The sequence below is a fragment of the Oricola cellulosilytica genome (assembly GCF_019966575.1).
Lineage (GTDB): Bacteria > Pseudomonadota > Alphaproteobacteria > Rhizobiales > Rhizobiaceae > Oricola > Oricola cellulosilytica.
Map to the genome: position 1 here is coordinate 194,188 of NZ_JAINFK010000002.1, position 24,680 is coordinate 218,867.

Genomic DNA, 24,680 nt, shown 5'->3' on the forward strand with positions numbered 1-24,680 from the left:
CCGCTGCGGATACGCACCGTTCGACGCGGGCGAACAGTTAGGCAGGCACAAGAAGATCGCTATGCCGCATGAAGTTCACCGTCATCGCCGGTGTCCGCGCGGATGCCAATCAGGCGGCACATTGCGAAAACCAGATCCGGACGGTTCATTGTGTAAAAATGGAAATCGGTTACGCCACGCTCCACAAGATCGAAAACCTGTTCTGCCGCCACGGCGGAGGCGACCAATGCGTGCGTTTGCGGATCGTCGTCCAGTCCCTCAAAGCGCTCTGCCAGCCATGCCGGAATTTCCGCCCCGCACCGTGAGGCGAAATTGCGGACGGCTTTGAAACTATGGATCGGGATGATCCCCGGCACGACCGGAACGTCGATCGCGGCGCCACGAACGCGCTCGAGATACCGTTCGTAGGTGTCGTTGTCGAAGAAGAACTGGGTTATCGCGCGCGCGGCGCCCGCGTCGACCTTGCGCTTGAGCATGTCGATGTCAGTGGCGAAGTCCGGACTTTCAGGATGTTTTTCCGGATAGGCTGCGACCGATATGTCGAGCGCGCCCATTGCGGACAGACCTTCGACGAGATGGGCAGCGTTGCGGTACCCTCCGGGATGCGGCCGGTAAGCAGCCCCTACCCCGTCGGCGGGATCCCCGCGGAGCGCTACAAAGCGGGTGATGCCTAGTGACATGAAATCCGCAGCAACCGCGTCGACATCCTCACGTGTCGCATCGACGCATGTTAGGTGTGCGGCAGCGGGGGTGGCGTCCGTCCCGATTACCTTCTGCAGCGTCTTCCGGGTCGGCTCGCGTGTCGAACCGCCCGCCCCATAGGTCACCGACACGAAGTCCGGTTTCAGCGGAGCGAGCTTTTCGATCGCTTCCGAAAGCGTCTCCTCCATGCGGGGCGTTTTCGGCGGGAAGAACTCGAAGGAGACCCTGATGCCGGTATCGTCCTTCGTGGCATCGTTGACGGACTTGAAGGCCGATCTCATGCGACAAACTCCAGGGGCGATGCCTTGTTCAAATCATCATCCGCGATTTCGACACGGGGGTCGCGGGCCATCCATATCTTGACCGTAAGCCGGCCGCCGTCCGCCTTGCCCGCATCGAGCGCTTTGGAAGCGATCATTTCAAGTTCTGCATCCGCGAACCATCCGCCAATGTCCTCATCCGAAAATCCGAGACGACGGTGCGCATGCTCGTCACGAAGAAAATCGAATCCGTGCGGAGCGAAATCCACGATGACCAGCCGGCCACCCGGACGTAGCGCCCTCGCCGCCTGGCTGATCGCTTCCGCCGGATCGTCGAGATAATGCAGCACCTGATGGACGGTCACCAAGTCAAAACCATCGCGCGGAACCGGAAGGTTATAGACATCGCCCAGCCGCACTTCCGCTGAGCGGATGCCTGCATGATCGAGATTGGCGCGCGCCACATGCAGCATCTCACGGTTTGAGTCGATGCCTATGCCGTGCTGATAGATATTCGAGAAGACCTCGAGCAGGCGCCCGGTCCCGGTACCCAGATCGAGCATGTAGCGAACCGGCTCATCTCCCACCAGGGCGACAAGAGCATCCTCGACCTTCCTGTCCGCGACATGCAGAGTGCGGATCTCGTCCCAGCTGGACGCATTCTTGGAGAAATAGTCGGACGCCTTCTCGCGGCGTTTCGCCTTGACGCGCGCAAGCCGTTCCAGGTCGTGCCGGATTGTCGGATCCTTCTGGTCGAGACGTTCTAGTAACTCCTGCGTCAGCAGGTCCCCGGTGAGATTCCGGCTCAGCCGGAAAAGCGCCCACGATCCTTCCTGTTGCCGTTTGATAAGCTTTGCGTCGAGCATCAGCTTCAGGTGACGCGAAACGCGTGGCTGCGACTGGCCCAGAATCTCCGTCAGTTCGGAAACCGTCAGATCGCCGTCCGCCAAGAGGTTGAGAATGCGCAAGCGGGTCGACTCGGCTATCGTTTTCAGAACATCGACAATAGTGTCGAGAGTGTAATCGCTGTCGCTCATGAATGGACCCTAAAAGACATAAAGATATCTTTATATGAAGAAAATTTTGCTTGCAACCTCCGTTCGAGAGCGGGTGTTCCCGCGATGACCACGAAGCGGCAAGTCGAGGCGGCAAAGTCATTGCGCGCGCTGGCGCCGATGATTCCCTTCAATGAGGCCTTGGAGGTCAAGGCCCTTGCTGCCGGGAGGCACTTGCGCCGTCTGCCCGTCTCCGTGGCGATGTGGCTGTCGCTTGTGGCCCATATTCGCCACGTGCACACCGACTACGACTCGCTTCTGGAGGAAGGGTATGACCGCGATGCGGCACGCCATTTCGTGGTTGACGATATCAACTCGGTCTTGGCGCGATGGCAGGCCACACGCCGTGTTGAGATTGACGATTCCGAAGCCATGGGCGCCTTCCCCGACCCGGTCGAGGACTCATAGATCTGCTGCTCGGCAACAAGATCCCGGTTACCGCATTGACAGAATTATGTGGATTTTCGTCCGCCTCACTTCGTAGGATTCGACCGCGCGATTGCGTCGATCGGCTGGTTGGCGTGCGCCGAATGTGGGATATGTCACACAATCATCCTGATCTCCGTCCTATCAAGCGTTTGCCGCTTTTTTTGAGAAAGGTTCTCCGACCATGACTTTCCGCAGCCGTGCCCTTGAGGCAGCCAGCGCACTCGTGATCATATTCGCGTCAGGCACCGCCGCCCGTGCTGAGATAAACGCTCAAGCCGTCTTTGACGCACTTGCCAAACAGGCAAGTGCGCAAGGTCTCGAACTGACGGCAAATTCCGTCGCCCTCGACGGTTCGGACGATATCGTCGTCTCCGGCCTGAAAGTGGGCGTTCCTGGCGAAGATGATGGGCTCGAGATCGAGAACATCCTGCTGGAGGACGTCAGCGAGGCTGATAATGGTGCATATGTGATAGGCAGGATCGCCGCTCCCTCATTCACCGATACGCAGAACGGAATGACCATCGATTTCGAGGGCGGCAGTATCGAAGGCTTCTACGTGGCCGGTCCGAACGAGACCGATCCGATTGCAGGCGTTGGCATCTATCGGGCGCTTAATGTCGGCGCGCTGCAGGTTAGCCAGAGCGGCAAACCATTTTTTTTGCTGGACGGGATTACGGCGGAAATAAGCCCTTACGAACCCGGCACAACGCTGGAATTCGACGCCGAGATAAAGGATTTCACAATCGATTTCGCGAACATGCCGGACGCGAGAACGCGCAAGACGATGGCCGATGTCGGATACGAGCAGATTCGCGGGCGCATGAACGCGGAAGGCTCCTGGGACACGGCAAGCGGCAAGCTCCAAACGTCGCAGAGCTTTACGCTGGACGATGCCGCCATTCTCAACTTCGATTTCGCCATTGGAGGCTACACCGCCGAACTGCTTGCAGCCCTTCAGAAAATGCAGGCACAAATGCAAGATCAGGGGGACCAGGCCATGGGCTTGGCGATGATGGGCCTGATGCAGCAGCTTGAAATCGCGAACATCGAAATCGAGATCGTTGACGAATCCGCGACCGGGCGGATTCTCGATTACGTGGCCAAGCAACAGGGCACCAATCGCGAAAGCCTCGTCGCCCAAGCGAAGGGCATCCTGCCGTTCGCGCTTGCGCAGTTGCAGAACCCAGCCTTCGCAGCCAAGGTCACCGCAGCCGTCGGCGCCTATCTGGACAATCCTCAGTCTCTGAAGATCGTCTCCGCGCCCGCCAGTCCCGTCCCGGTAGCGCAGATCATGGCCGCAGCGATGAGCGCGCCGCAGTCGATCGTTGACGTTCTCGCCGTCGAGGTCTCCGCGAACGCAGGAAACTAGCGCCGTCGACGGGCAAGTCCCGGCAGGCGACTGCCGGGTTCTTAGCGCCGGTGTCCAAACAGGTTCACGCACCTTCTGAGCAGCAGTTCGGCTCCCCGGACCAGATCCTCGAAGGCAAGCTTCCCCGCATCGGCTTTCTCACCTGCAAGGGCGACCGGACCAACATGCACGAATCCGCTCATCGCGGCATTCAGACCACGGCACGCGCCGGCCGCCGAGTGGTAGAAAACGTAGTTGCAGAGGTAGTCGCCCGCGTCGCCGGACCACTCGACGGGTAAGCCCTCTTCTTCCAGAACCGCGGCAATATCTTCAAGCGGCAGGGTCGAACTAATGCTGCCACCATTCGGAATGATGGCGCTTGCCGATGGACGCATCTGTCCCGCATCGAGGCGGTCTGCACCCACCGAATTATGGGCGGACCTCTCCAGACGGAATCCCTTCGCGGCAGCGTCCAACCCGAAGTGAACCGCAATTTGCGGATCGAAGCCGGCGGCGACGGTCTCGAGCGCCGGCACCGCCTCGGTCCATGAGACCGGCAACACGGCAAAGCGGCACTCGACCGGCCCGCGGAATATCGGTGGCCGAGCCTGGAAGCGGTGCATCAGGTGCTCGCTCGGGTTAACGGGAGCGCCCGGAAACGGAGTAAAGCCGGTGACGAGCAGTCTGGTTTTGTCCGCCACCGCTCGCGCTACTCCTTTGCGGGTTGAAGCACCCGTACGTGCAGGTCCCGCAATTGCGCCGGTTCGGCGGGCGCAGGTGCGCCCATCAGCAGATCGATCGCCTGCTGGTTCATCGGAAACAGCGCGATCTCGCGCAGGTTCTTTGCGCCGCAGAGGATCATGACGATACGGTCGATGCCGGCGGCCATGCCGCCATGCGGCGGAGCGCCGTATTGGAACGCGCGGTAGAGGCCGCCGAAGCGATCCTCGACGTCCTTCTTAGTCAGTCCAACCATCTCGAAGGCCTTCACCATCACATCGGGCTTGTGATTGCGGATACCGCCGGAAACGATCTCGAAGCCGTTGCAGACCAAGTCGTACTGCCACGCCTTGATGCTCAGCGGGTCTTGGTTCTCAAGCGCATCCATACCGCCTTGGGGCATGGAGAAGGGGTTGTGCGAGAACTCGATCTTCTTCTCGTCCTCATCCCATTCGTAGAACGGAAAGTCGACGATCCACGCCATCTCAAAGCGATCACGGTCGACAAGATCGAGTTCCTCGCCCGCACGGGTGCGCGCAGCGCCGGCAAAGGCCGCGAACTTCTTGGGATTGCCAGCAACGAAGAAACAGGCATCGCCTGCCTCCAGTCCGAGTTGGGCGCGGATGGCGTCGGTGCGTTCGGGTCCGATATTCTTGGCAACCGGACCGGCGCCCTCGACCGCTTCACCTTCCTTACGCCAGAAGATATAACCGAGGCCGGGCTGGCCTTCCGACTGCGCCCACGAATTCATGCGGTCGCAAAAAGCGCGCGAGCCGCCGGTTCTCGCAGGAATAGCCCACACTTCAACCGCAGGGTCGTTTGCGATCATGTTGGCGAACACCTTGAATCCCGAGCCGGCGAAGTGATCGGTGACCGCTTCCATCTCGATCGGATTGCGTAGATCCGGCTTGTCGGTGCCGTATTTGCGCACCGCCTCCTCAAAGGGAATCCGGCGGAATTCCCGGCTTACCGGCTTGCCCTCGGCGAACTCGTCGAAAATTTCGCGGAAAATCGGCTCCATCGTCGCAAACAGGTCCTCCTGCTCGACGAAACTCATCTCGATATCGAGCTGGTAGAACTCGCCGTAGAAACGGTCGGCGCGCGGATCCTCGTCGCGGAAGCAGGGGGCGATCTGGAAATAGCGGTCGAAGCCGGAGACCATCAGCAACTGCTTGTATTGCTGCGGCGCCTGTGGAAGCGCATAGAACTCACCCGGATGAAGGCGCGACGGGACCAGGAAGTCTCGCGCGCCCTCCGGCGACGAGGCCGTCAGGATCGGGGTCTGGAATTCGGTGAAACCAGCGTCATTCATGCGGCGGCGCATCGAGGAAATGACCTTGGTGCGCGTCATGATGTTCTTGTGCAGGGTCTCGCGGCGCAAATCGAGAAAGCGGTAGGTCAGACGGATATCCTCGGGATAGTCCGGCTCACCGAAAACCGGAAGCGGCAGTTCATTGGCCTCGGAAAGCACTTCCATCTCGCGCGCGAAAACCTCGACCTCGCCTGTCGGCAGGTTGGGATTCACGGTCTCGTCGGTACGCGGCTTCACCTCGCCGTCCACGCGGATCACCCATTCGCCGCGAACTTTCTCCGCGGTCCGGAAACAGGGCGAATCGGGATCGGCGACGACCTGCGTCAGACCGTAATGGTCGCGCAGATCGATGAACAACAGGCCGCCATGGTCACGGACGCGATGAACCCATCCGGAAAGACGAACGGAGGACCCTGCATCCGATTTGCGGAGCGCTCCGCAATGGTGGCTGCGATAACGATGCATTCGTGTGTGCCTTTTTGTCAGCTTGGCGCGGTCTCTGGGCCGCGAAGAAAATGGTGCGGGAAATCGCGCGGAAAAGCGCATGAGGCATGCGTTTTGTCAAGAAGGCGACGGGCCGAGGTCCGAATTTCCGTGCGTTCGAACCGCAAACCGGTGTATCGCTTGAAGTCCCGGATTGCCGGGCCGCGAACTCTCAGCCCCTATCGACATGAACCTCCGCCCTCTCCTGCCCTTGCTCGTCGCCGCATTCATCATGCTGGCGGGGAACGGGCTGCAGGGCACATTGATCGCGATCAGGGGCGCGCAGGAAGGGTTTTCGACCGGGCTGATCGGCTTCATGGGCACCGCCTATTTCGGAGGGTTTCTCCTAGGATGCGTCTCGATCACCCGGATGCTCAGCGCGGTCGGCCATATCCGCACCTTCGCGGCGCTGGCGGCGATCGCCGCATCCGGAACCCTGATGCTCGTCCTCGTCATCGACGGCATCGCGTGGGTGATCATCCGTTTCGTCATGGGCTTCTGTTTCGCCGGCCTGTTCACGACGATCGAAAGCTGGCTGAACGCCGGCGTCAGCAACGAAACCCGCGGCCGCGTGCTGTCGATCTACAGGATCATAGATCTCGTCGCGGTGACCGGCGCGCAGTTCATGCTGCCGGTGTTCGGCGCGGGCGGTTTCGCCGTCTTCGCCGTGATGGCGCTGATGATCACGATCTCGCTGGTTCCGGTTTCGCTCGCCGACCGGTCCAGCCCGAAGCCGCCCAAGGATTTTCACTTCGACATGAAGGCCATCTGGGCGCTGTCGCCGATCGCATGCATCGGCGCCGTCGCCATCGGCGCCACCAACAGCGCGTTCCGTCTGATCGGTCCGATCTACGCGCAGGACATCGGCCTGTCGATCGCAAGCGTCGCCACCTTCATGAGCGCGGGCATCATCGGCGGCGCCGTGTTGCAGTATCCGCTCGGCGTGCTGTCCGATCTCCATGACCGGCGGCTCGTTCTCATCCTGACCAGCCTCGGCGCGGTGCTGGCGGGTCTTTATCTCGGTCTGTTTGCCGGAACGTCCCCGCTATCGAACTATATCGGAATTTTCCTGTTCGGTGCGTTCGCCCTGCCGCTGTATTCGCTGTCGGTGGCTCATGCCAACGACCATGCCGAGGCATCGCAATATGTCATGGTCGCCGCCGGGCTGATGTTCTGCTTCTCGGTCGGCGCGATCATCGGGCCCTTCGTCTCCTCCTTCATCGTCCAGACCTACGGCCCGGCCTCCCTTTTCACATACACCGGCGCGGTCCACGGAACGCTTATTCTGGCGACGATCTGGCGGATGCGGATGCGCGGTCCCGCGCCGGCCGAGCGGCGCGGCGCGTTCACCATGCTGCTGCGGACGTCGCCTGCGCTCGCGCGTCTCGCCAACGGCAAGGCGAGGAAAACCGGTGGCACCGATGGGCAATCGACAAACCGGGCGGACGTGGCTAAAGACCTGAACGCATGAAGCTTATCGAAACGACGGACGAACTGTCCGCTGCCTGCGCGCGCCTTGCGCAACATCCGTTCATCACCATCGATACCGAGTTCATCCGCGAGACCACGTTCTGGCCCGAACTCTGCCTCGTGCAGATCGCCAGCACCGAGGAGGCGGTGCTCGTCGACCCGCTGGCGGACGGCATTTCGCTCGACCCGATGTTCAGCCTGCTGGCAGACAAGAACGTTCTGAAGGTCTTTCACGCCGCCCGCCAGGACATCGAGATATTCTTCAACCTGGCCGCGGCAATTCCCGAGCCGATCTTCGACACCCAGGTCGCGGCGATGGTCTGCGGCTTCGGCGACGCGATCGCCTATGATCAACTGGTAAAGCGCATCACCGGCGCGCATATCGACAAATCGTCGCGGTTTACCGACTGGCGGCAACGGCCGCTGAGCGACAAGCAATTGAGCTACGCGCTCGCGGATGTCACCCATCTGCGTGACGTATACGCGGAACTGTCGCAGCAGCTGCAGGCCGCTCACCGGGAGCATTGGGTGCGCGAGGAAATGAGCGTCCTTACCGCGCGCGAGACCTACGATCTGCATCCGGAAGACGCATGGCAGAAGCTGAAACTGCGCGTGCGCAAGCCCATCGAACTGCAAATCCTCAAGAATCTGGCCGCATGGAGGGAGCGCGAGGCGCGTGCGCGCAACCAGCCCCGCCGGCGCATCCTGAAGGACGACGCCATCTACGAGATTGCGCAGCAGCAACCCAGGACCCCGGAAGCCCTCGCGCGCCTGCGTTCCCTCAACAAGGGCATCGAGAGATCGTCAATGGCCCAGCCGATGATCAAGGCCGTCACTGATGCCCTCGCCCTCGACAAGAGCGAGCTACCGGCGATCCCGCGTGCCCCGGCTTCGCCCGAGGGGACGAGCGCCGCGGTCGACTTGCTGCGCGTGGTGCTGAAGCTGACGGCCGAGGAACAGGGCGTTGCCCAGAAGATCATCGCGACAACCGACGATCTCGAGAAAATAGCCATCAAGGGCGACGAGGCCGACGTCGGGGCGCTCAAGGGGTGGCGCCGCGAGGTTTTTGGCGAAAAGGCATTGAAGACAGTCAACGGCGAGATCGCGATCCGGTTTGATGATCGCAAGCTTTCCGTGGTCGATCTCGGCTGACCGAACGGGCCGCTACGCCGCGTCCACCACCAGTTCGATATCGCGCTCGACGATCTTCGAGAGCTGGTTGATGCGCCCGAGCGGGCGGCTGCCATGGAGTTCAGCCAGCCGTTCCGGCAACACCAGTTGCATCGTGCCGTCGTCCCTTTCGCGCCAGACGATATCGCCGATCACGCCCGGCATCGCGGCGGTAAACAGATACGCCACGCGGAAAAACGCCCCCAGGTAGCGCGTCCGGTCCCAAATCCTGTCGCTGGTGATCTTGCGGATTTCCGGGGCGAGCGTCGGATTCTTCAGTCCGTCATGCCGGAAATAATTGGCAAGCGCGATGTAGGCGCGCCCCGGATGATCGATCTGGGTAAATCCGCCATAGGCAATGACATTGAGAGCCTGGTCGCCGCGATAGTCGGGGTGTGCGCGCCAGCTGATGTCGGCCAGCCGGCAGGCTGCTTCCCGGTAACGGCATTCGTCCTCGGTCTCATCTATCCCGAATGCCGCGAACGATTTGCCGGTCCACGCCGCCAGTTCGCGCGCGTGCTGCGGTGATCTGGAGCGCAGGATCGACAGTTCCTCCGCCGCTTCGATCAACGCGTCCGCTTTTTTGGTCTCGTCGTCGAGCAAGCCGTAGAGATAACCCTCGCGTACGCCCGCCGAGGAGAACACGATGCGTTCCGGCTTCATGGCCCGGATCAACTCGACGAGGGCGATGGCGCCGTAGGGCAGAAGCGCCCGGCGCGAGCGCGACACGTCCTCGATGCCCTTGAGTTTCTCGACATGGTTTTTCCCGACGCGCCGCAGGAATCCGAGCGCTTTCTGCGCGTCCATTTCATAATGGTGGGTTACGCGGAGCGGATAATCGAGGGAGGCCTGGTGAAGCTTCGCGAGGTTTCGCCAGGTGCCCCCAATTGCATAGAAAGTCTTGCCCATCCCCTCCTTGAGAAAGGCGGGACGTTTAAGCTCCTCGCGAGCGATCTTTACGGCGCGGGCAAGATCTCCCTCGGCGCGTTCGGAGAGCCGGATCACGCCGATCGGCAGGGTCAGTCCCTCGCCTATGTGGTCCCCGCGCATCTGCACGACCTCGAGGCTGCCGCCTCCCAGGTCCCCCATCACCCCATCAATGTCGCGAAAGGCGGACTGAATGCCATATGCCGAATAGAGTGCTTCTTCGCGACCGCTCAACACGGTCACGTTCTGCCCCAGGATGCGCTCGGCTTCCGCAATGAAGGCAGGTCCGTTGCCGGCTTCGCGGGCGGCTGCAGTCGCGAGAACGGCGAGTTGTTCGACCCGGGCCTGGTCGGCAAGCGCCCGGAATCTGCGAAGCGCCGCGAGCGCGCTGGCGACCGCGTCCTCATCCATGTTTCCTGTCTCGGCGATGCCTCGCCCGAGACCGCACTGGACTTTCTCGTTGAAGAGGATCGAGGGGGCGCGAACGAGACCTTCGTAGATGACCAGGCGGACCGAGTTCGACCCGATGTCCACGACCGCGGTGGGTTCCCGGTTCCGCAGGCGTCCCTGCGCGTCTTCGGTTTCAATCAACTGTCGTTCCAGTCCGATCGCGAACTCAGGCCTGTGCGCCTTCTGCCCGTTTTTTGTGTGCGATCAAACGGGGGGCGGACGATTTCAACGACTTTCCCCGTCCCGATAGGCTGGGATTGGTCATAAAGTAGTTCTGGGCGTTGAATGGCTTCTCTTCGCTGGAACGGGTAATGCGGCGCGAGCGCCCGTCCGGGAGCAGTTCGAAGCTCTGCTCGTTGTCGAGAAGGTTGGCAAGCATGATCTGGCCGATCGCCTGCTCGCGCACAGTGGCATTTTCCAGCGGAACCAGGGTCTCGACCCGGCGGTCGAGATTGCGCGGCATGAGGTCCGCCGACCCCATATACACCACCGCCTCGTCGGACGGCAGTCCGTGGCCGTTGCCGAAACAGTAGATGCGGCTGTGCTCGAGAAACCGCCCGATGATGGACTTGACCCGAATATTTTCCGACAGGCCGGAAACCTGGGGGCGCAGGCAGCAAATACCACGCACCACCAGATCGATCTCCACCCCGGCTCCGCTTGCCTCGTAGAGCGCGTCGATGATCGCTCCGTCGACAAGCGAATTCATCTTCATCCATATTTCGGCCGGCCGTCCGGCCTTGGCATGGGCGATTTCATCTTCGATATGCCCGAGAATGCGTTTGCGCATACTACGTGGCGATACGGCAAGCTTCAGGTCGTCGCCGGGGTCTGCATATCCGGTGATGAAATTAAAAACGTGGGCGACATCCCGCGCGATGGCCGGATCGCAGGTGAAATAGGAGAGGTCCGTGTAGATCTTCGCCGTGATCGGGTGGTAGTTGCCGGTGCCCAAATGCACATAGTTGCGCAATTTCCCGTCTTCGCGACGGACGATCAGCGACATCTTGGCATGCGTCTTCATCTCGAAGAACCCGTACACGACCTGCACACCGGCGCGCTCCAGATCGCGGGCCCAGCGAATATTGGCTTCTTCGTCGAAACGGGCCTTCAGTTCGATGAGTGCGGTCACGGACTTGCCGGCTTCGGCTGCATCGATCAGCGCTCTGATGATGGGACTGTCTTTGGAGGTCCGGTACAGGGTCTGCTTGACGGCGAGTACGTTCGGGTCTTGCGCGGCCTGACGCAGAAACTGGACGACGACGTCGAATGATTCGTAAGGATGGTGGACAAGTATGTCCTTCTCGATGATTGCCGCGAAACAATCCCCATTGTGTTCGCGAATGCGTTCGGGAAAGCGCGCCGAATAGGGCTCGAACTTTAAGTCATCCCGGTCGATCGATACGATCTCGGAAACCGTGTTGAGGGCGAGAAACCCCGGCTGCACGCTGACGCGGGATTCGGGCACTTCCAGTTCATGCGCAACGAATTCGCGCACTCCACGCGGCATCTCGTGATCGAACTCGATCCGGATGACCTGTCCGCGACGTCTGCGCTTGAGCGCCGTCTCGAACAGCCGCACCAGATCTTCGGCCTCTTCCTCGACCTCGATATCGCTGTCGCGAATGATGCGAAAGGTCCCCTTTCCCCTTACCTCGTAGCCCGGATAGAGCTTGGAAATATACAATCCGATGATGTCTTCGAGGCTGATGAAGCGGTAGTTCGGACCGTCCGTCGGGATAGAGATGAAGCGGTCGAGCGCCACGGGAAACCGCAGGAGTGCGTTCATCTGCTCCCGGTTCGAGCGGTTTACGAGTTGCAGGGCGATCGAGAAGCCGAGATTCGGTATGAACGGGAACGGGTGCGCCGGGTCGACCGACAACGGAGTCAGCACCGGGAAGATCGTCTGCAGGAAATGATCTTCGAGCCAGTCGCGATCAGCTTTCATCAACTGTTCGCTGCGAACGATCGCGATTCCGGCAACCTCGAGTTCCTCCTGCAACTCCGCCAGCACGACCTGCTGTTCCGTCTGCAGCTTGCCAGATTCTTCGAGAACCGACTCCAGTTGCTCCTGCGGTGTCAGCCCGTCGGCGCTGCGTTCGGCTATTCCTTCGCGAACCTGGCCCGCAAGCCCGGCCACGCGAACCATGAAGAATTCATCGAGGTTGTCTGCGGAGATCGAAAGGAATCGAAGTCTTTCGAGAAGCGGATGCTTGGTGTTGCGCGCCTCGTCGAGAACGCGCCAGTTGAATTGCAGCCAGGAAAACTCCCGGTTCACGAAACGCGAGGGATCGTTGCGGAAATCCGAGCTTTCCGGCAATTCGGCAGGCTCCTCCGTATTTCCTTGCCGGGTATCCAGCGTGTCCGTCATTCTCGCAGTCTCATGCTCGCCAAAACTCCATTTCCCCCATGGCGGTCAGACGCTTATGCGGGATTGCTGATAATGATAGCACGTTGATTACAAATAAATTGCCACCGTTCGATGGCGACCGGAAGCAGGCGACGCGATCAGAACTCGAATGCGCGCTGCCCGGAATCATGCTCGCTCACGAAGCCGGCCGCAAAAGCGCGGGTTATACGGCTTTTCCGGGCCAGTGATGCGGCGTCGAGACGGTCTACGATATCGCGAGCACTCGCCAGTGACCGCTCGATGCGGCAGGCAATGTACTGGATAACAGCGGGGTCCACGGAAATCTGCCGGTCCGCGAAAAGCTTTGCCATGACGCCGACAAGCAGTTCGTCATCCGGCTCTTCGAGCTCCACTGTTGTCGCCGCCTGAATGCGTGAGCGCAGGTCGGGCGTGCGAATCTGCCACGCGCGCGGCCAGTGTGCCGTGGTCATGAGCATGCTTCCCTTGTTCGCGCGGACCGCGTTCAAAAGATGGAAAAGCCTGTTTTCGTCGAAGTTTCCGGGCTCGATACCGTCGAGAAGGAGCGGCATGCCCGCCTGTGCCGCATCCAGGTCCGCCTCGTCGAGCGCTGCGGGATCGCAACTGCGGGCCTCCGCGTTTTCCCGCCAAATGCTGGCAAGGTGAGTCTTGCCCGACCCCGTGGGTCCGGCGAGGACGACCACGGGTCCCGGCCAGTCCGGCCAACCTTCCACGAGCATTACCGCCTGGCGGTTCGATCGCGTGACAACCAGATCGTCTCGCGCCATCGACCCCGGAAGGCCGATATCGAGGAGTAGCTGGGTCTCCGTCCCCATCACATTACCAGCACGCATTGAGCAAAACGCTTACTTGGTTGCCTTGCCGGGCTTGTTCTTGCCCGCGTAAAGATCGGAATCGAGATATTTTTCGAGGGCGAAACGCACCAGAACGCCTACCGCCGCGGCGGCCGGGACGGCAATGAGCAATCCCGTGAACCCGAACAGGGAACCGAAGGCAAACAGGGCGAACATCAGCCAGACGGGATGCAGACCGACGCTGTCTCCAACCAGCTTGGGCTGAAGAAAGTTTCCTTCGATCGCCTGCCCGGCGAAGAAAATCGCGGCGACGATCGCGATCATGATCCAGTCCGGCCAGAACTGAACCAGCGCGACGCCGAGGGAGAGCACAAGCCCCACCAATGACCCGACATAAGGGATAAAGCTGATCAGGCCCGCGAACAATCCGATGAGCAGGCCGAAATTCAACCCGACAATGGTGAGACCGATCGCGTAGAAGAGGCCGAGGATCAGGCAGACCGTACCCTGTCCCCGCACGAATCCGGCGATGGCCACGTTGACGTCCCGTCCGATACGCCGCACCGAGTCAACGTGATTGCGCGGAATCCAGCTATCGACCTTCGCGATCATCTTGTCCCAGTCGAGCAGCATGTAGAAGGCGACGACAGGAGCAACGATCAGCAATCCGGCAACGTCGAGCACCGCCTTCCCGGATGACCAGATGCCCTGAAACAGGGTGGTCAGAAACCCTGCGCTCTGATTGAGCAGAGCGTCCACGCCCGATTGCAGCGCTTCTGGATCAATGCCCAGATAATTCGAAAGCCACCCCGTTTCGACGCTCGCGCTGGCGACTAGGGTTTGCAGCTGCACGAGATAGGTCGGCAGCCGCGCAATGAATTCCGTGAGCTGCGTCGCTAATACCGGGACCACCACCATCAGCGCGATGACGAACAAAATGATGAAGGAAAGCAGGATCACGATCGTCGCGGTAAGACGCGACAGACCGCGCCGCTCGAGGAAGTCGGCCACGGGGTCCATGAAATAGGCCAGCGCCAGGCCTGCGAAGAACGGCAGGAGAATGGAGCGGAAAATGTACAGGAACACGATGATGGCGGCCGTCGTCGCCAGCCAGAATATGGCTTGGCGTTTGAGCGAGGCGGTTGTGATCTGGTCTGTCATCGGATTCCGTCCGCTGGTTTCGCGTCCCTGGCGAGTTCTCCCGCCGGCCTGCGGAGCTCACGGGCAAGAACCATTGCATAGCCCGCACCCGAAAGCCCGACGAGAATTGCGACGAGCCACACCAGATACCCGGTCACGGGATCGGTTGCGATTTCGAACGCGTTGGCGCCGAGAATCCAGGCAGCGAGCACAATCATCAAAGCGGTATTTGCCTTGGATATCCAGAGCGGCCGGACCGTTCCCAGATTGCGCCGCATCGCGAGAATACCGGCGCCCGCGACAATCGCGACATCGCGAAGGATGGTAAGCAGCAAAAGCCATACCGGCAGATGGCCCTGCACGGTCAGGGCCGCGAAGATGGCTATGATCAGGGCCTTGTCGGCGATCGGGTCGAGATATGCGCCAAGCCTCGAACGTTGGCCGAAATGGCGGGCGATGATCCCGTCGACTGCATCGGAAACCCCGGAAACGACGAACACGAGAAACGCGGTCATCCAGTGGTTGGCACCGATCGCATAAACGATGAACGGAACCGCGGCGAACCGGGCGGCCGTAATGAGATTGGGAATTGTGAAGGCGGTATTCGTCATGCATGGGTATCCGGTCCGTGGTCATATAGAGACCAGTGCGGCCGTGCGCAAAACGCTTTCTTGCCGGGGGGAGAAATTGCTGTGTCCGGCGCGCAAGCGAAGCTGGAAACCGCGCCGCGCCCGTGCGATAGACCGCGCTATCGACAGGTAATCAAGGCGCAGGCGATCATGACCGACACGCCCAAGACAACGAAATCCCGCGAGGGCCTGAGCTATCGCGACGCCGGTGTCGACATCGATGCCGGCAACGCGTTCGTCGAGGCGATCAAGCCGCTGGTCAAGTCGACCGAACGCCCGGGCGCGGACGGCACGATCGGCGGATTCGGCGGCATCTTCGATCTCAAGGCCGCGAATCTCGACGATCCGGTCCTGGTGGCGGCAAACGACGGCGTCGGCACCAAACTGAAGGTGGCGATCGAATCCGGCGTGCATGACACGGTCGGCATCGATCTCGTCGCCATGTGCGTCAACGATCTGATCGTGCAGGGCGCCGAGCCGCTGTTCTTCCTCGACTATTTCGCCACCGGCAGGCTCGACGCCGAACAGGGCGCGCAGATCGTCGCCGGAATAGCCGAAGGCTGCCGGCAGGCGGGATGCGCGCTGCTCGGAGGCGAAACCGCCGAGATGCCCGGCATGTATTCGGGGGGCGACTACGATCTCGCGGGCTTTGCGGTCGGAGCGGCCGAACGAACCGCCCTGCTGCCGCGCGGCGATGTCGTGCCGGGCGACGTCGTGCTCGGCATCGCTTCGTCGGGCATTCACTCCAACGGCTTTTCGCTCGTCCGGCGGATCGTCGAGCAGGCGGGAGCCGGCCTTGGCGATCCGGCGCCGTTCGACGCCGAGACCACGCTCGGCAGGGCGCTGCTCGAACCGACGCGCATCTACGTCAAGGCGATCCGCGCCGCCCTCCGCGAGACCTCCGGCATCAAGGCGCTGGCGCACATCACGGGCGGCGGCATCCCCGACAACCTTCCCCGTGTGCTCCCTTCGGGCATGGCTGTCGAAATCGACCTTTCCGCATTCAATCCCCAGCCGGTCTTTTCGTGGCTCGCGCAAGAAGGCGGCGTGGCGCGCGACGAGATGCTGAGAACCTTCAACTGCGGGATCGGAATGATCGCGATCGTCGCGCCGGACGATGCCGACGCGATCATCGCATCGCTCGAAAAGAACGGGGAAACGGTTGCCCGGATCGGCCGGATCTCGCCGCAGGAAGATCAGCGTGTGAACTTCTTCGGAGACCTTGCCCTGTGAGCATCGATGCGCCGCGCAAACGCGCCGCCATACTGATATCCGGGCGAGGCTCCAACATGCTGGCGCTGATCGAGGCGGCGGAAGACGCCCACTATCCCGTCGAGATCGCCGGTGTCATCTCCGACAAGGCGGACGCCGGGGGGCTGGAAACCGCGCGCGGGCATGGCATTCCGGCCGTTGCGGTTCCGCGCGGCGACTACGCCTCGAAGGCCGATCACGAACACGCCCTCCAGGCCGAGCTTGCCCGTCTCGATCCCGATATCGTCTGCCTCGCCGGCTTCATGCGGCTGCTGAGCGCGGAGTTCCTCGAACCCTGGAAGGGCCGGATCATCAACATCCACCCTTCCCTGCTGCCAAAGTACAAGGGTCTCGACACCCATGAGCGGGCGATCGAAGCCCGCGACACGGTGCATGGCTGTTCGGTGCACCACGTCACTGCCGGCATGGACGACGGTCCGGTGATCATGCAGGCGGAGGTTCCCGTCCTCCCCGACGATACGCCGGAAACGCTCGCCGCACGGGTGCTCGCCGAGGAGCACCGGATGTATCCCTTGGCCCTCGCCGAACTTGCCCGCTCGGCCAACTAGAGTTTTCTTACGCACACCTTGGTGTCATGAAGCGGGGCGCCGCCATAGGGCGCGATGCTGTCGGCCGATGTCAGCGTGTTGATGCCGCACCCGTTCAGATGCGCCTTGTTCGGCCAGAGTCCCTCCACAATCAGAGTGCCCCGCTTCGGTTTCCGTGAAACGCGGGCATGAAGATGCACTTCGCCGAGGCTGTTGCCGAGCGCGACCAGGGCGCCGTCTTCCACACCCAACGTCGCCGCATCGCCCCCATGGATCAACACTTCGGGCCTTCCCTCCTTTTTGATGGAGCCCGGCGTCTCCTGGAACGAGGAATTCAGGAACGAGCGTGCAGGCGAAGTCGCCAACCGGAACGGGTGATCGGCATCGCTCTCTTCGAGCAAGTCCACATGATCGGGGAAGACCGGCAGCCGTGCGTATGGCCCTTGCGGTCCCATCGGCTGCGGCGGCTTGTTGGGAGAAGGCCCGTTCTCCCAGTCGGGCTTGAAACGAAACTTGCCATCGGAAAACGCAAATCCGCCGATATAGTGCGACCGCTCAAAGTCGGGCTGGACATCGAACCAGCCCTTCACTTTCAAGGTCTCGTAGGTCTCGTAGGTCTCGCCGGATCCGGTGTTCCGCAGAAGGCCCTCGATCAGTTCCACGTCGGTCTTGCCGAAGCCCGCCATGTGCGCCACGCCGAGACGCCGGGCCAGTTCCTCGAAGACATAGTGGTTCGGTCGCGTTTCGCCCGGACCGTCGATCAGCTTTGGGCCGAGCATGACATGCTGGTGGCCGCCGCCCTTGTAGATGTCATCGTGCTCCATGAACATCGTCGCAGGCAGCACGACGTCCGCTAATTCGGCCGTCTCGGTCATGAATTGTTCGTGGACGACCGTAAACAGGTCGTCACGCGCAAAGCCCTGCTTCACCAGCGTCTGTTCCGGCATGACATTGACCGGGTTAGTATTCTGGACGAGCAATGCATTGACCGGCGGACCGCCCTGTAGCGCCTCTGTATCGCCCGTCAGAATGCGGCCGATCTTCGACTGGTCGAGCGAACGTATCGCGGGATCCTTGTAGGCAGACCCGGTTATCTCGCTTTTGTCAAAACCGTAGATGTCGCCGTTGTTGTGGAAGGCGCCGCCGCCCTCGTGCTTCCACGCACCCAGGACTGTCGCGATCGAGGTTGCCGCGTGCATGGAGACGGACCCGTTGCGGTTTCGCGTAAAGCCATAACCGAGGCGGAAAAATGTGCGCTTCGTCTTCCCGACGAGCTTCGCGAACGCCTCAATCTCCTCCACGGTCAGCCCGGTGATCGCCGAGGCCCATTCCGGTCCGCGCGATTGAAGATGCGATTCCAGACCCGCCGGATCATCGCTGAATTCGTTGAGGAATTCCCGGTCCGCATGTCCGTCACGAAAGGCGACATGCATGACCGCACATGCGAGTGCGGCGTCGGTGCCTGGACGCAAGACGAGACCCATGTCGGCCTGCTTTATCGTGTCGTTTTCGTAGATATCGATGGCGACGATCGTGGCGCCGCGATTCTTCCTGGCCTTGATCGCGTGTGTCATCACGTTGACCTGGGTGGAAACCGGGTTCGTCCCCCAGATCACGACGCAATCGGCCAAGGCCATCTCCCTCGGGTCCGGACCCGCGAGACGCCCGGTCCCCATCACGTATCCCGTCCAGGCGGGATTCGTGCAGATCGTGTCGAACTGATTGGAATAGCGTTTCGCATGGCGCAGGCGATGAATTCCGTCGCGCTGCACCTGCCCCATCGTGCCGGCGAAATAGTAGGGCCAGACGCTCTCGGAGCCGGTTTGCGCCTCAGCTGCCTCGAAACGCTCCGCGATCAGGTCGAGCGCCGCATCCCATGACGCGCGCTGCCATTCTCCCTTGCCCTTCGAACCTTTCCGGACAAGCGGGTGGAGCAGCCGGTCGGGGTGGTGGATCCGCTCGCCGTAACGGGCAACCTTCGCGCAGATCACGCCATCGGTGTAGGTATTCGCCTTCGAGCCCCGCACCTTGCCGATGGTTCCGTCAGCGAGCACTTCTACGTCGAGCGCGCAGCACGAGGGGCAATCGTGCGGACAGGTGGATCGGCGGATGTCTATTTTTGGAGCGATGTTCATGAGCCGGACACTAGCGATACGCATTTCGCGCGTATAGGAGCGTTCGGATGAATTATCGTCACATCTATCACGCCGGAAATTTCGCGGATGTGTTCAAGCACATCGTTCTGACGCGAGTGATCCGCTACATGCAGAACAAGGAAGCGGCGTTCCGGGTGCTCGACACGCACGCGGGAACGGGGCTTTACGACCTGTCATCCGAGATGGCGCAGAAGACCGGGGAATGGCGCACGGGCATAAAGCGTGTTCTCGATTCCGCCAGCGATGCGCCGGCTGCGGTGCAGGAACTCGTCGCTCCATATATCGATTGCGTCAGGTCGCTGAACCAGGACGCTGAAATCAGCCAGTATCCGGGGTCCCCCAGGATTGCCCGCATACTTCTCCGCAAGCAGGACCGCCTCACCGCACTTGAACTGCATCCCGACGATTTCGAGAAATTGCAGACGAATTTCGCCGGCGACTATCAGGCGCGGGTGACGAAGCTCGACGGCTGGCTCGGAGTGAAATCGCACCTGCCACCGAAAGAACGCCGCGGAATCATCCTCATCGATCCGCCCTTCGAGGTTTACAACGAGTTTTTCAACATCCTCACGGCTCTGAGGGAGGGCCACCAGCGTTTCGCCACCGGCACGTTTCTCCTGTGGTACCCGATCAAGCATCGAAAGGGCGTGAGCGAGTTCCGGGATGAACTGAAGGCCATGGGGATCCGGAACATCCTCGATGCGACCCTGGAAGTGCGGACCGGTCGCGAGGTGCGCTTCGACGGATCGGGCATGATCGTCGTCAATCCGCCATACAAGCTGGAGGGAGAACTGCGGACAATCCTGCCCTGGCTCACCTCCGTGCTCGAACACGGCCCCGGCGCCGGCGGCCACGGCGTGAACTGGCTTGTCCGCGAGAAATAGCGAATTCATACGGGGTGACGTCGGGCGAAGGTTGCGCTAATCCGGAAGAAACGGAACGGAACGAACAGGAGCACCTCATGGCAGCCCGGCTTCTTCGAATGGCATGTGCAGCGACCGCCTCGATCGGCTTGCTGGTCGGGTCATACGTGCCCACCTTATCGGCCGACCTGATCGCCCCCGGCCCGTATACAGTTGCGCCCGCCGATTCGCTATGCGCTAGGGACAGCCACCTTCGCGCCATCGAGCGCGGCTTCGATATCCAGGCTCGCGAGGTACATCACCGGCCCGAGCTCGAAATCAACCTGATAACCGATTTCCGCGAGAACAGGTTCTTGCCGAAAGTCGAGGATGTGCGCGCGGTGAGCAGGCTGTATTGCCAGGCCACGGCCCACATGTCGGACGGGCACGCCCGCAAGCTCTGGTACCTCATCGAGTATGACGAGGGCTTCGCCGGTTTCTTCGGCGACAATGTGGAGTTTTGCCTTTCGGGACTCGACGACTGGAACGTTTACAACGGCAATTGCCGCGTCCTGCGATAACCGGCTTGTAGAGGACCGATGCGTCCCCCTTTGCCGGCCGGTGCGGCTCTGGTCGTTGCGCTGGTGATGGCGGGTTGCCAGGAAAAGGGCGCGGCAAGTTCTTCCCCACCGGTTGAGCCTATGCCGCGAGCGGCTGACGTGCCGCTCGGCTCGGGATTCGATTTCTACGTGCTCGCGCTTTCCTGGTCTCCGAGCTACTGCGCATCGGAGGGCGACCGCGCCAACCGGCAGCAGTGCGGTGCCCGCCCATCGCACGGATTCGTGGTGCACGGCCTGTGGCCGCAGTTTGCGCAGGGCTATCCTGCCGATTGTGAAACGGAATTGCCATTGAGCGTCGAACGCAGCATGTCGGACACGATGCTGGACATCATGCCGTCGACCGGTCTCGTCCGGCATCAATGGAAGAAGCACGGCACGTGCACCGGCTTGTCGCAAGCCGATTATTTCTCCGTGACGCGCATGGCGCGCGACCGGATCGCGGTTCCTGCAAATTTCGTGCGGCGGGATGCACACGCCGCCCTTGACCCGGACGATGTCGAGGGTGCCTTCATTGCCGCCAATCCGGACATGCCTGCAGATGCCGTCGCAGTAACCTGCGACCGCCGCTTTCTGCGGGAGGTGCGCATCTGCCTCTCGAAGGATATGACGGCATTCGTTTCCTGCCCGGAAGTCGACCGGAAAGACTGTCCGCGCGATAGCGCAATCATGCCACCCACCCCGTAAGAGAGTTGCCGATGCCCCACCTGCTCTATTCTCCGGCGTCACCCTACAGCGCCAAGGTCCGCATGGCGGTCGCTTGGTTGGGTCTCGATATCGATAACAAGATCGTCAATACGTCAGTCGAACCCCCGGATCTCGTCGATAACAATCCTCTCGGCAAAATCCCGACGCTTGTCCTGAACGACGGCGCCGCGCTGTTCGACAGCCGCGCCATCATGCAGGAACTCGACCGGATGAGCGGCAAGCGCCTGTTCCCCCGCAACGCGGAGAAACGGCGTGAAGCGGAAAAGCTTGAAGCCCTGGCCGACGGCATCTGCGATTGCCTTCTGGCCCAGATTTACGAGAAACGTTTCCGGCCGGAGGAGAAGGTTCATCAGCCTTGGCTCGACCTGCAGGCGCGCAAGGCAGAGCGCGGCCTGGACTGGCTGGAGGAGAATGCACCCAGGGTAACGGTCAAGCTGCATGGCGGCCAATTCGCCATGGCCGCGATGTTCGGTTATCTCGACCTGAGATTCGAGGAGCTCAACTGGCGACGCGGGCGACCGAAACTCAGACGTTTCGAGCAGCGTTTCGCGGCCCGGTTCGATCAGTACGAACGGTTGAAGCCGGGCGCATGAAAAAGCCCGCGCGAGATATCTCGCGCGGGCCGCAATCGGTCAGTGTCAGTATCAGAACTTGACGCCGATACCGGCATTGATCGTGTGGGTGTCGAATCCGGACGATACGGTCGTCGCACCCAGCGTGTAGTCCTGGGACTGGTAGTCGGTGTAACGGTACTCGAGACGGCCGAAGACGTTCTCGGTGATCAGCGTGTCCGCACCAGCGCCGACGGTCCAGCCGATATGCGTGTTCTCGTCCGTTCCGGTTGCACTGCTGAATTCGGCGCGCGTGGCTGCAACACCGGCGGTGCCGTAGATAAGAACCGGATCGAACGCATAGCCGATGCGGCCGCGCAGCGAACCGAATACGCCCTGATCGGCCGATACGCCGGCGAGCGAGCCGTCAGCGCCCGAATAACCGATGTCGCCCTCGAGGCCATACACCACAGCGCCATTCTGCAGGTTGTAGCCGGCAAAAGCGCCCCCGTTGAAGCCATCGGCATCGATGTCGCCGACGGTGGAGTCGAAATTGCCCCAGTTGTAGCCGCCGAATGCACCGACATAGACGCCCGACCAGGTCGCGGCAGGCGCGTACTCGACTGCGGCGACCGGCGGTGCCGGCGGGGCTTCAACAGCGTCCGCTGCGAGAGCGGCGTTGCCCAACAGGGCGGCAATTGCAACGCCGCCGGCCAGTTTGGAAAGATTATGCATTTTAGTCTCCTTGATTTCGTCTGCTATAGGCGTCATCGCGTTTTTCGGACGCTTCGAGCCCCAAACTCCCGCCTGCAGATTTCGTTCCGGATTGAGGCGAATGCGTTGCGGGATTTAGGAGATTCAGTGGCAGAAAAGTGACACCCGGCGAGTGTGATCTTTAGGTCACAGTGCGAGGCTCCCTTTAATCGCTGTTTCAATGCCTATATAGGACTGCTCGTTCATCCCTCACGCTTGCGGAGCCCCATGTTTCTCGACATTTCGATGCTGATCGCTGGATTGGTCTTGCTGGTGTTTGCTGGCGACTATCTGGTGAAGGGCGCCGCGGGCCTTGCCGAAAATCTGGGCATTCCGCCACTTGTGATCGGCCTGACGGTTGTCGCTTTCGGGACCTCCGCACCGGAACTTTTCGTCTCTTTGCAATCTGCGCTCTCCGGGGCGCCGGACATTGCGGTCGGCAATGTCGTTGGTTCCAACATCGCCAACATATTGCTGGTCATGGGAGCGCCGGCGCTCATCGCCGCGATCCACGCCAATCAGCGCGGTCTGTCGCGCAACACTGCGGTGATGATCGCCTTCACGCTCGCTTTCATGTGGATGCTGAGCGACGGAACGCTGCAGCGCATCGAGGCGACCGGGCTGTTCGCCGGCCTACTGCTGTTCATCATTGCGCAGATCCTTCGCGCTCGCGTGGCAATGGAAGACGTCGTGTCATCCGATTACCATGACGAGTTGGGCGAGATGCCCCATTCGAGCGGAAAGATCGCAGTCTTTCTCGCCGGTGGACTGATCGGACTTCCGCTCGCGGCGCACCTTACGGTCGCCGGTGCGTCGGGCCTTGCCGAGAAGTTCGGCGTCAGCCAGGCGGCTATCGGTCTGACCATCGTTGCCATAGGGACGTCGCTGCCCGAACTGGCCACGACCATGATGGCCGCATGGCGCAAGGAGGCCGACGTCGCGCTCGGCAACATCATCGGCTCCAACATCTTCAACATCGCCGCGATCATGGGCATCACCGGAATGATCATCCCGATTCCGGTCTCCGAGGTCATTCTCCAGCGCGATATCTGGGTGATGCTGGTCACGTCCCTGCTGTTGGCGATCATCTGTTTCGCGCGAATAACCACTGGACGAGTGCTGGGAGCCGTCATGTTTATCGGCTATCTCGGCTATATCGTCTCCATATTCTGACCGACACGGAGCACACAGGTGGGGACCACTGGCATCGCGCTCGTTACGGGGGGCGCAAAACGGATCGGGCGAGCGATCTCGGAAGACCTTGCCGCGCACGGCTTTACGGTGATCGTTCATGCAAACAGCTCTGGCGAGGAAGCGAAGAGGCTGGTCGACGACATTTTATCGCGCGGCGGCCGTGCGCACGCGCTCACGGCTGATCTGACAGATCCCGCCGCTGTCGCCGCGCTCATACCCCGCGCGTCCGATCTCGGAGGCCCAATCGATCTATTAGTGAACAACGCGTCGACCTTTATCGACGACAGCCTCGGGAATCTCGACGCGGAGACTTGGGACCGGCATTTTTCGATTCATCTGAAAGCTCCGGTCTTTCTGGCTGAAGCGATGGCTGCGCGACTTCCTCGGGATAGGGAAGGTCTGATAATCAACGTGATCGACCAGCGCGTTTGGCGGCTGACGCCGAACTTCGTTTCCTACACGCTTTCGAAATCTGCCCTTTGGACCGCGACGTGCACCCTGGCGCAAGCGCTCGCCCCGCATATTCGTGTCAATGGGATTGGTCCCGGTCCCACGTTGAGAAATGCCCGCCAGAGCGAGGAGGATTTCCAGCGGCAGATCAGGGCGGTCCCGCTAGAACGCGGCCCGGAACTGAGCGAATTCGGCGCGACGATACGGTATCTCTGGGAAAACCGGTCGATCACGGGACAGATGATTGCGCTCGACGGCGGTCAGCATCTCGCTTGGGAGACTCCCGATGTTGCGGGGGTGAACGAGTAATCCCATTTTCGTGGTAACAGCAT

General features: G+C 61.3%; 23 protein-coding genes. 12 read left to right on the forward strand and 11 right to left on the reverse strand.

The window, feature by feature from the left end:
- Nucleotides 1–59: 59 nt before the first annotated feature.
- Complete coding sequence (metF, locus tag LC298_RS05665) at nt 60–983, reverse strand: methylenetetrahydrofolate reductase [NAD(P)H] (protein ID WP_131568278.1); 924 nt, start codon at nt 981–983, stop codon at nt 60–62.
- Nucleotides 980–1,999, reverse strand: a complete 1,020-nt coding sequence (locus LC298_RS05670; protein ID WP_131568276.1) for an ArsR/SmtB family transcription factor — start codon at nt 1,997–1,999, stop codon at nt 980–982. The genes metF and LC298_RS05670 overlap by 4 nt, the downstream gene beginning before the upstream one ends.
- 84 nt (nt 2,000–2,083) lie before the next feature.
- Here LC298_RS05670 and LC298_RS05675 point away from each other — a divergent pair, with 84 nt between their 5' ends.
- Together LC298_RS05675 and LC298_RS05680 are read left to right on the forward strand one after the other, a co-directional pair.
- Nucleotides 2,084–2,425 (forward strand): DUF2293 domain-containing protein, encoded by a 342-nt coding sequence (locus LC298_RS05675; RefSeq protein WP_131568274.1) that lies wholly within the window; start codon nt 2,084–2,086, stop codon nt 2,423–2,425.
- Nucleotides 2,426–2,627: 202 nt separating this feature from the next.
- Nucleotides 2,628–3,815: a hypothetical protein gene (locus tag LC298_RS05680; RefSeq protein WP_131568272.1), complete on the forward strand. Its 1,188-nt coding sequence runs from the start codon at nt 2,628–2,630 to the stop codon at nt 3,813–3,815.
- Between the two features lie 41 nt (nt 3,816–3,856).
- On the opposite strand, the gene LC298_RS05685 is transcribed toward LC298_RS05680, so the two are convergent.
- Nucleotides 3,857–4,495, reverse strand: a complete 639-nt coding sequence (locus LC298_RS05685; protein WP_158284754.1) for a pyroglutamyl-peptidase I — start codon at nt 4,493–4,495, stop codon at nt 3,857–3,859.
- Nucleotides 4,496–4,503: 8 nt separating this feature from the next.
- Nucleotides 4,504–6,291, reverse strand: a complete 1,788-nt coding sequence (gene aspS, locus LC298_RS05690) for an aspartate--tRNA ligase (protein ID WP_131568268.1) — start codon at nt 6,289–6,291, stop codon at nt 4,504–4,506.
- A gap of 205 nt (nt 6,292–6,496) precedes the next feature.
- Between aspS and LC298_RS05695 the strand changes: the two genes are divergently transcribed.
- Both LC298_RS05695 and rnd read left to right on the forward strand, forming a co-directional pair.
- Nucleotides 6,497–7,780 carry an MFS transporter gene (locus tag LC298_RS05695; RefSeq protein ID WP_131568266.1) on the forward strand — a complete coding sequence of 428 codons (1,284 nt, stop codon included), beginning with the start codon at nt 6,497–6,499 and terminating at the stop codon, nt 7,778–7,780.
- Entirely contained in the window at nt 7,777–8,931 is a 1,155-nt protein-coding gene (gene rnd / locus LC298_RS05700) for a ribonuclease D (RefSeq protein WP_131568264.1), read from the forward strand. Before LC298_RS05695 ends, rnd begins: the two co-directional genes overlap by 4 nt.
- A gap of 12 nt (nt 8,932–8,943) precedes the next feature.
- Here the strand turns inward: rnd and ppx are convergent, their stop codons facing one another.
- The 5 genes from ppx to LC298_RS05725 form a co-directional block, all read right to left on the reverse strand.
- Entirely contained in the window at nt 8,944–10,467 is a 1,524-nt protein-coding gene (gene ppx, locus LC298_RS05705) for an exopolyphosphatase (protein WP_131568262.1), read from the reverse strand.
- A gap of 25 nt (nt 10,468–10,492) precedes the next feature.
- Nucleotides 10,493–12,697 carry an RNA degradosome polyphosphate kinase gene (locus LC298_RS05710; protein ID WP_131568260.1) on the reverse strand — a complete coding sequence of 735 codons (2,205 nt, stop codon included), beginning with the start codon at nt 12,695–12,697 and terminating at the stop codon, nt 10,493–10,495.
- 137 nt (nt 12,698–12,834) lie between these two features.
- Entirely contained in the window at nt 12,835–13,530 is a 696-nt protein-coding gene (locus LC298_RS05715) for an HdaA/DnaA family protein (protein WP_131568258.1), read from the reverse strand.
- A 30-nt stretch (nt 13,531–13,560) separates the two neighbouring features.
- On the reverse strand, nt 13,561–14,670 hold the full coding sequence (locus LC298_RS05720; RefSeq protein WP_131568256.1) for an AI-2E family transporter: 1,110 nt from the start codon (nt 14,668–14,670) through the stop codon (nt 13,561–13,563).
- A complete protein-coding gene (locus LC298_RS05725; protein ID WP_131568254.1) occupies nt 14,667–15,260 on the reverse strand; it encodes a CDP-alcohol phosphatidyltransferase family protein in 594 nt (197 codons plus the stop codon). Before LC298_RS05725 ends, LC298_RS05720 begins: the two co-directional genes overlap by 4 nt.
- Before the next feature lie 168 nt (nt 15,261–15,428).
- Between LC298_RS05725 and purM the strand changes: the two genes are divergently transcribed.
- Together purM and purN are read left to right on the forward strand one after the other, a co-directional pair.
- A complete protein-coding gene (purM, locus tag LC298_RS05730; protein WP_131568819.1) occupies nt 15,429–16,511 on the forward strand; it encodes a phosphoribosylformylglycinamidine cyclo-ligase in 1,083 nt (360 codons plus the stop codon).
- Entirely contained in the window at nt 16,508–17,098 is a 591-nt protein-coding gene (gene purN, locus LC298_RS05735; RefSeq protein ID WP_223385561.1) for a phosphoribosylglycinamide formyltransferase, read from the forward strand. The genes purM and purN overlap by 4 nt, the downstream gene beginning before the upstream one ends.
- Here purN and LC298_RS05740 read toward each other — a convergent pair.
- Nucleotides 17,095–19,212 carry a molybdopterin-containing oxidoreductase family protein gene (locus LC298_RS05740; RefSeq protein WP_131568252.1) on the reverse strand — a complete coding sequence of 706 codons (2,118 nt, stop codon included), beginning with the start codon at nt 19,210–19,212 and terminating at the stop codon, nt 17,095–17,097. The two genes, purN and LC298_RS05740, sit on opposite strands and share 4 nt — an antisense overlap.
- A 47-nt stretch (nt 19,213–19,259) precedes the next feature.
- Between LC298_RS05740 and LC298_RS05745 the strand changes: the two genes are divergently transcribed.
- The 4 genes from LC298_RS05745 to LC298_RS05760 all read left to right on the forward strand — a co-directional run bounded on the left by LC298_RS05745 (nt 19,260) and on the right by LC298_RS05760 (nt 21,993).
- Entirely contained in the window at nt 19,260–20,117 is an 858-nt protein-coding gene (locus LC298_RS05745) for a 23S rRNA (adenine(2030)-N(6))-methyltransferase RlmJ (protein ID WP_131568250.1), read from the forward strand.
- 77 nt (nt 20,118–20,194) lie between these two features.
- Nucleotides 20,195–20,656 carry a phage portal protein gene (locus LC298_RS05750; protein WP_199223253.1) on the forward strand — a complete coding sequence of 154 codons (462 nt, stop codon included), beginning with the start codon at nt 20,195–20,197 and terminating at the stop codon, nt 20,654–20,656.
- A gap of 18 nt (nt 20,657–20,674) precedes the next feature.
- Nucleotides 20,675–21,379 (forward strand): ribonuclease T2 family protein, encoded by a 705-nt coding sequence (locus LC298_RS05755; RefSeq protein ID WP_131568248.1) that lies wholly within the window; start codon nt 20,675–20,677, stop codon nt 21,377–21,379.
- Between the two features lie 11 nt (nt 21,380–21,390).
- Nucleotides 21,391–21,993, forward strand: coding sequence for a glutathione S-transferase family protein (locus tag LC298_RS05760; RefSeq protein ID WP_131568246.1), 603 nt, complete (start codon nt 21,391–21,393; stop codon nt 21,991–21,993).
- Nucleotides 21,994–22,044: 51 nt separating this feature from the next.
- On the opposite strand, the gene LC298_RS05765 is transcribed toward LC298_RS05760, so the two are convergent.
- Nucleotides 22,045–22,686, reverse strand: a complete 642-nt coding sequence (locus LC298_RS05765; RefSeq protein ID WP_131568244.1) for an outer membrane protein — start codon at nt 22,684–22,686, stop codon at nt 22,045–22,047.
- A gap of 246 nt (nt 22,687–22,932) precedes the next feature.
- Between LC298_RS05765 and LC298_RS05770 the strand changes: the two genes are divergently transcribed.
- Nucleotides 22,933–23,877: a calcium/sodium antiporter gene (locus LC298_RS05770; RefSeq protein ID WP_131568242.1), complete on the forward strand. Its 945-nt coding sequence runs from the start codon at nt 22,933–22,935 to the stop codon at nt 23,875–23,877.
- Between the two features lie 18 nt (nt 23,878–23,895).
- Nucleotides 23,896–24,657 carry an SDR family oxidoreductase gene (locus LC298_RS05775; RefSeq protein ID WP_131568240.1) on the forward strand — a complete coding sequence of 254 codons (762 nt, stop codon included), beginning with the start codon at nt 23,896–23,898 and terminating at the stop codon, nt 24,655–24,657.
- The last annotated feature ends 23 nt before the right edge of the window (nt 24,658–24,680 follow it).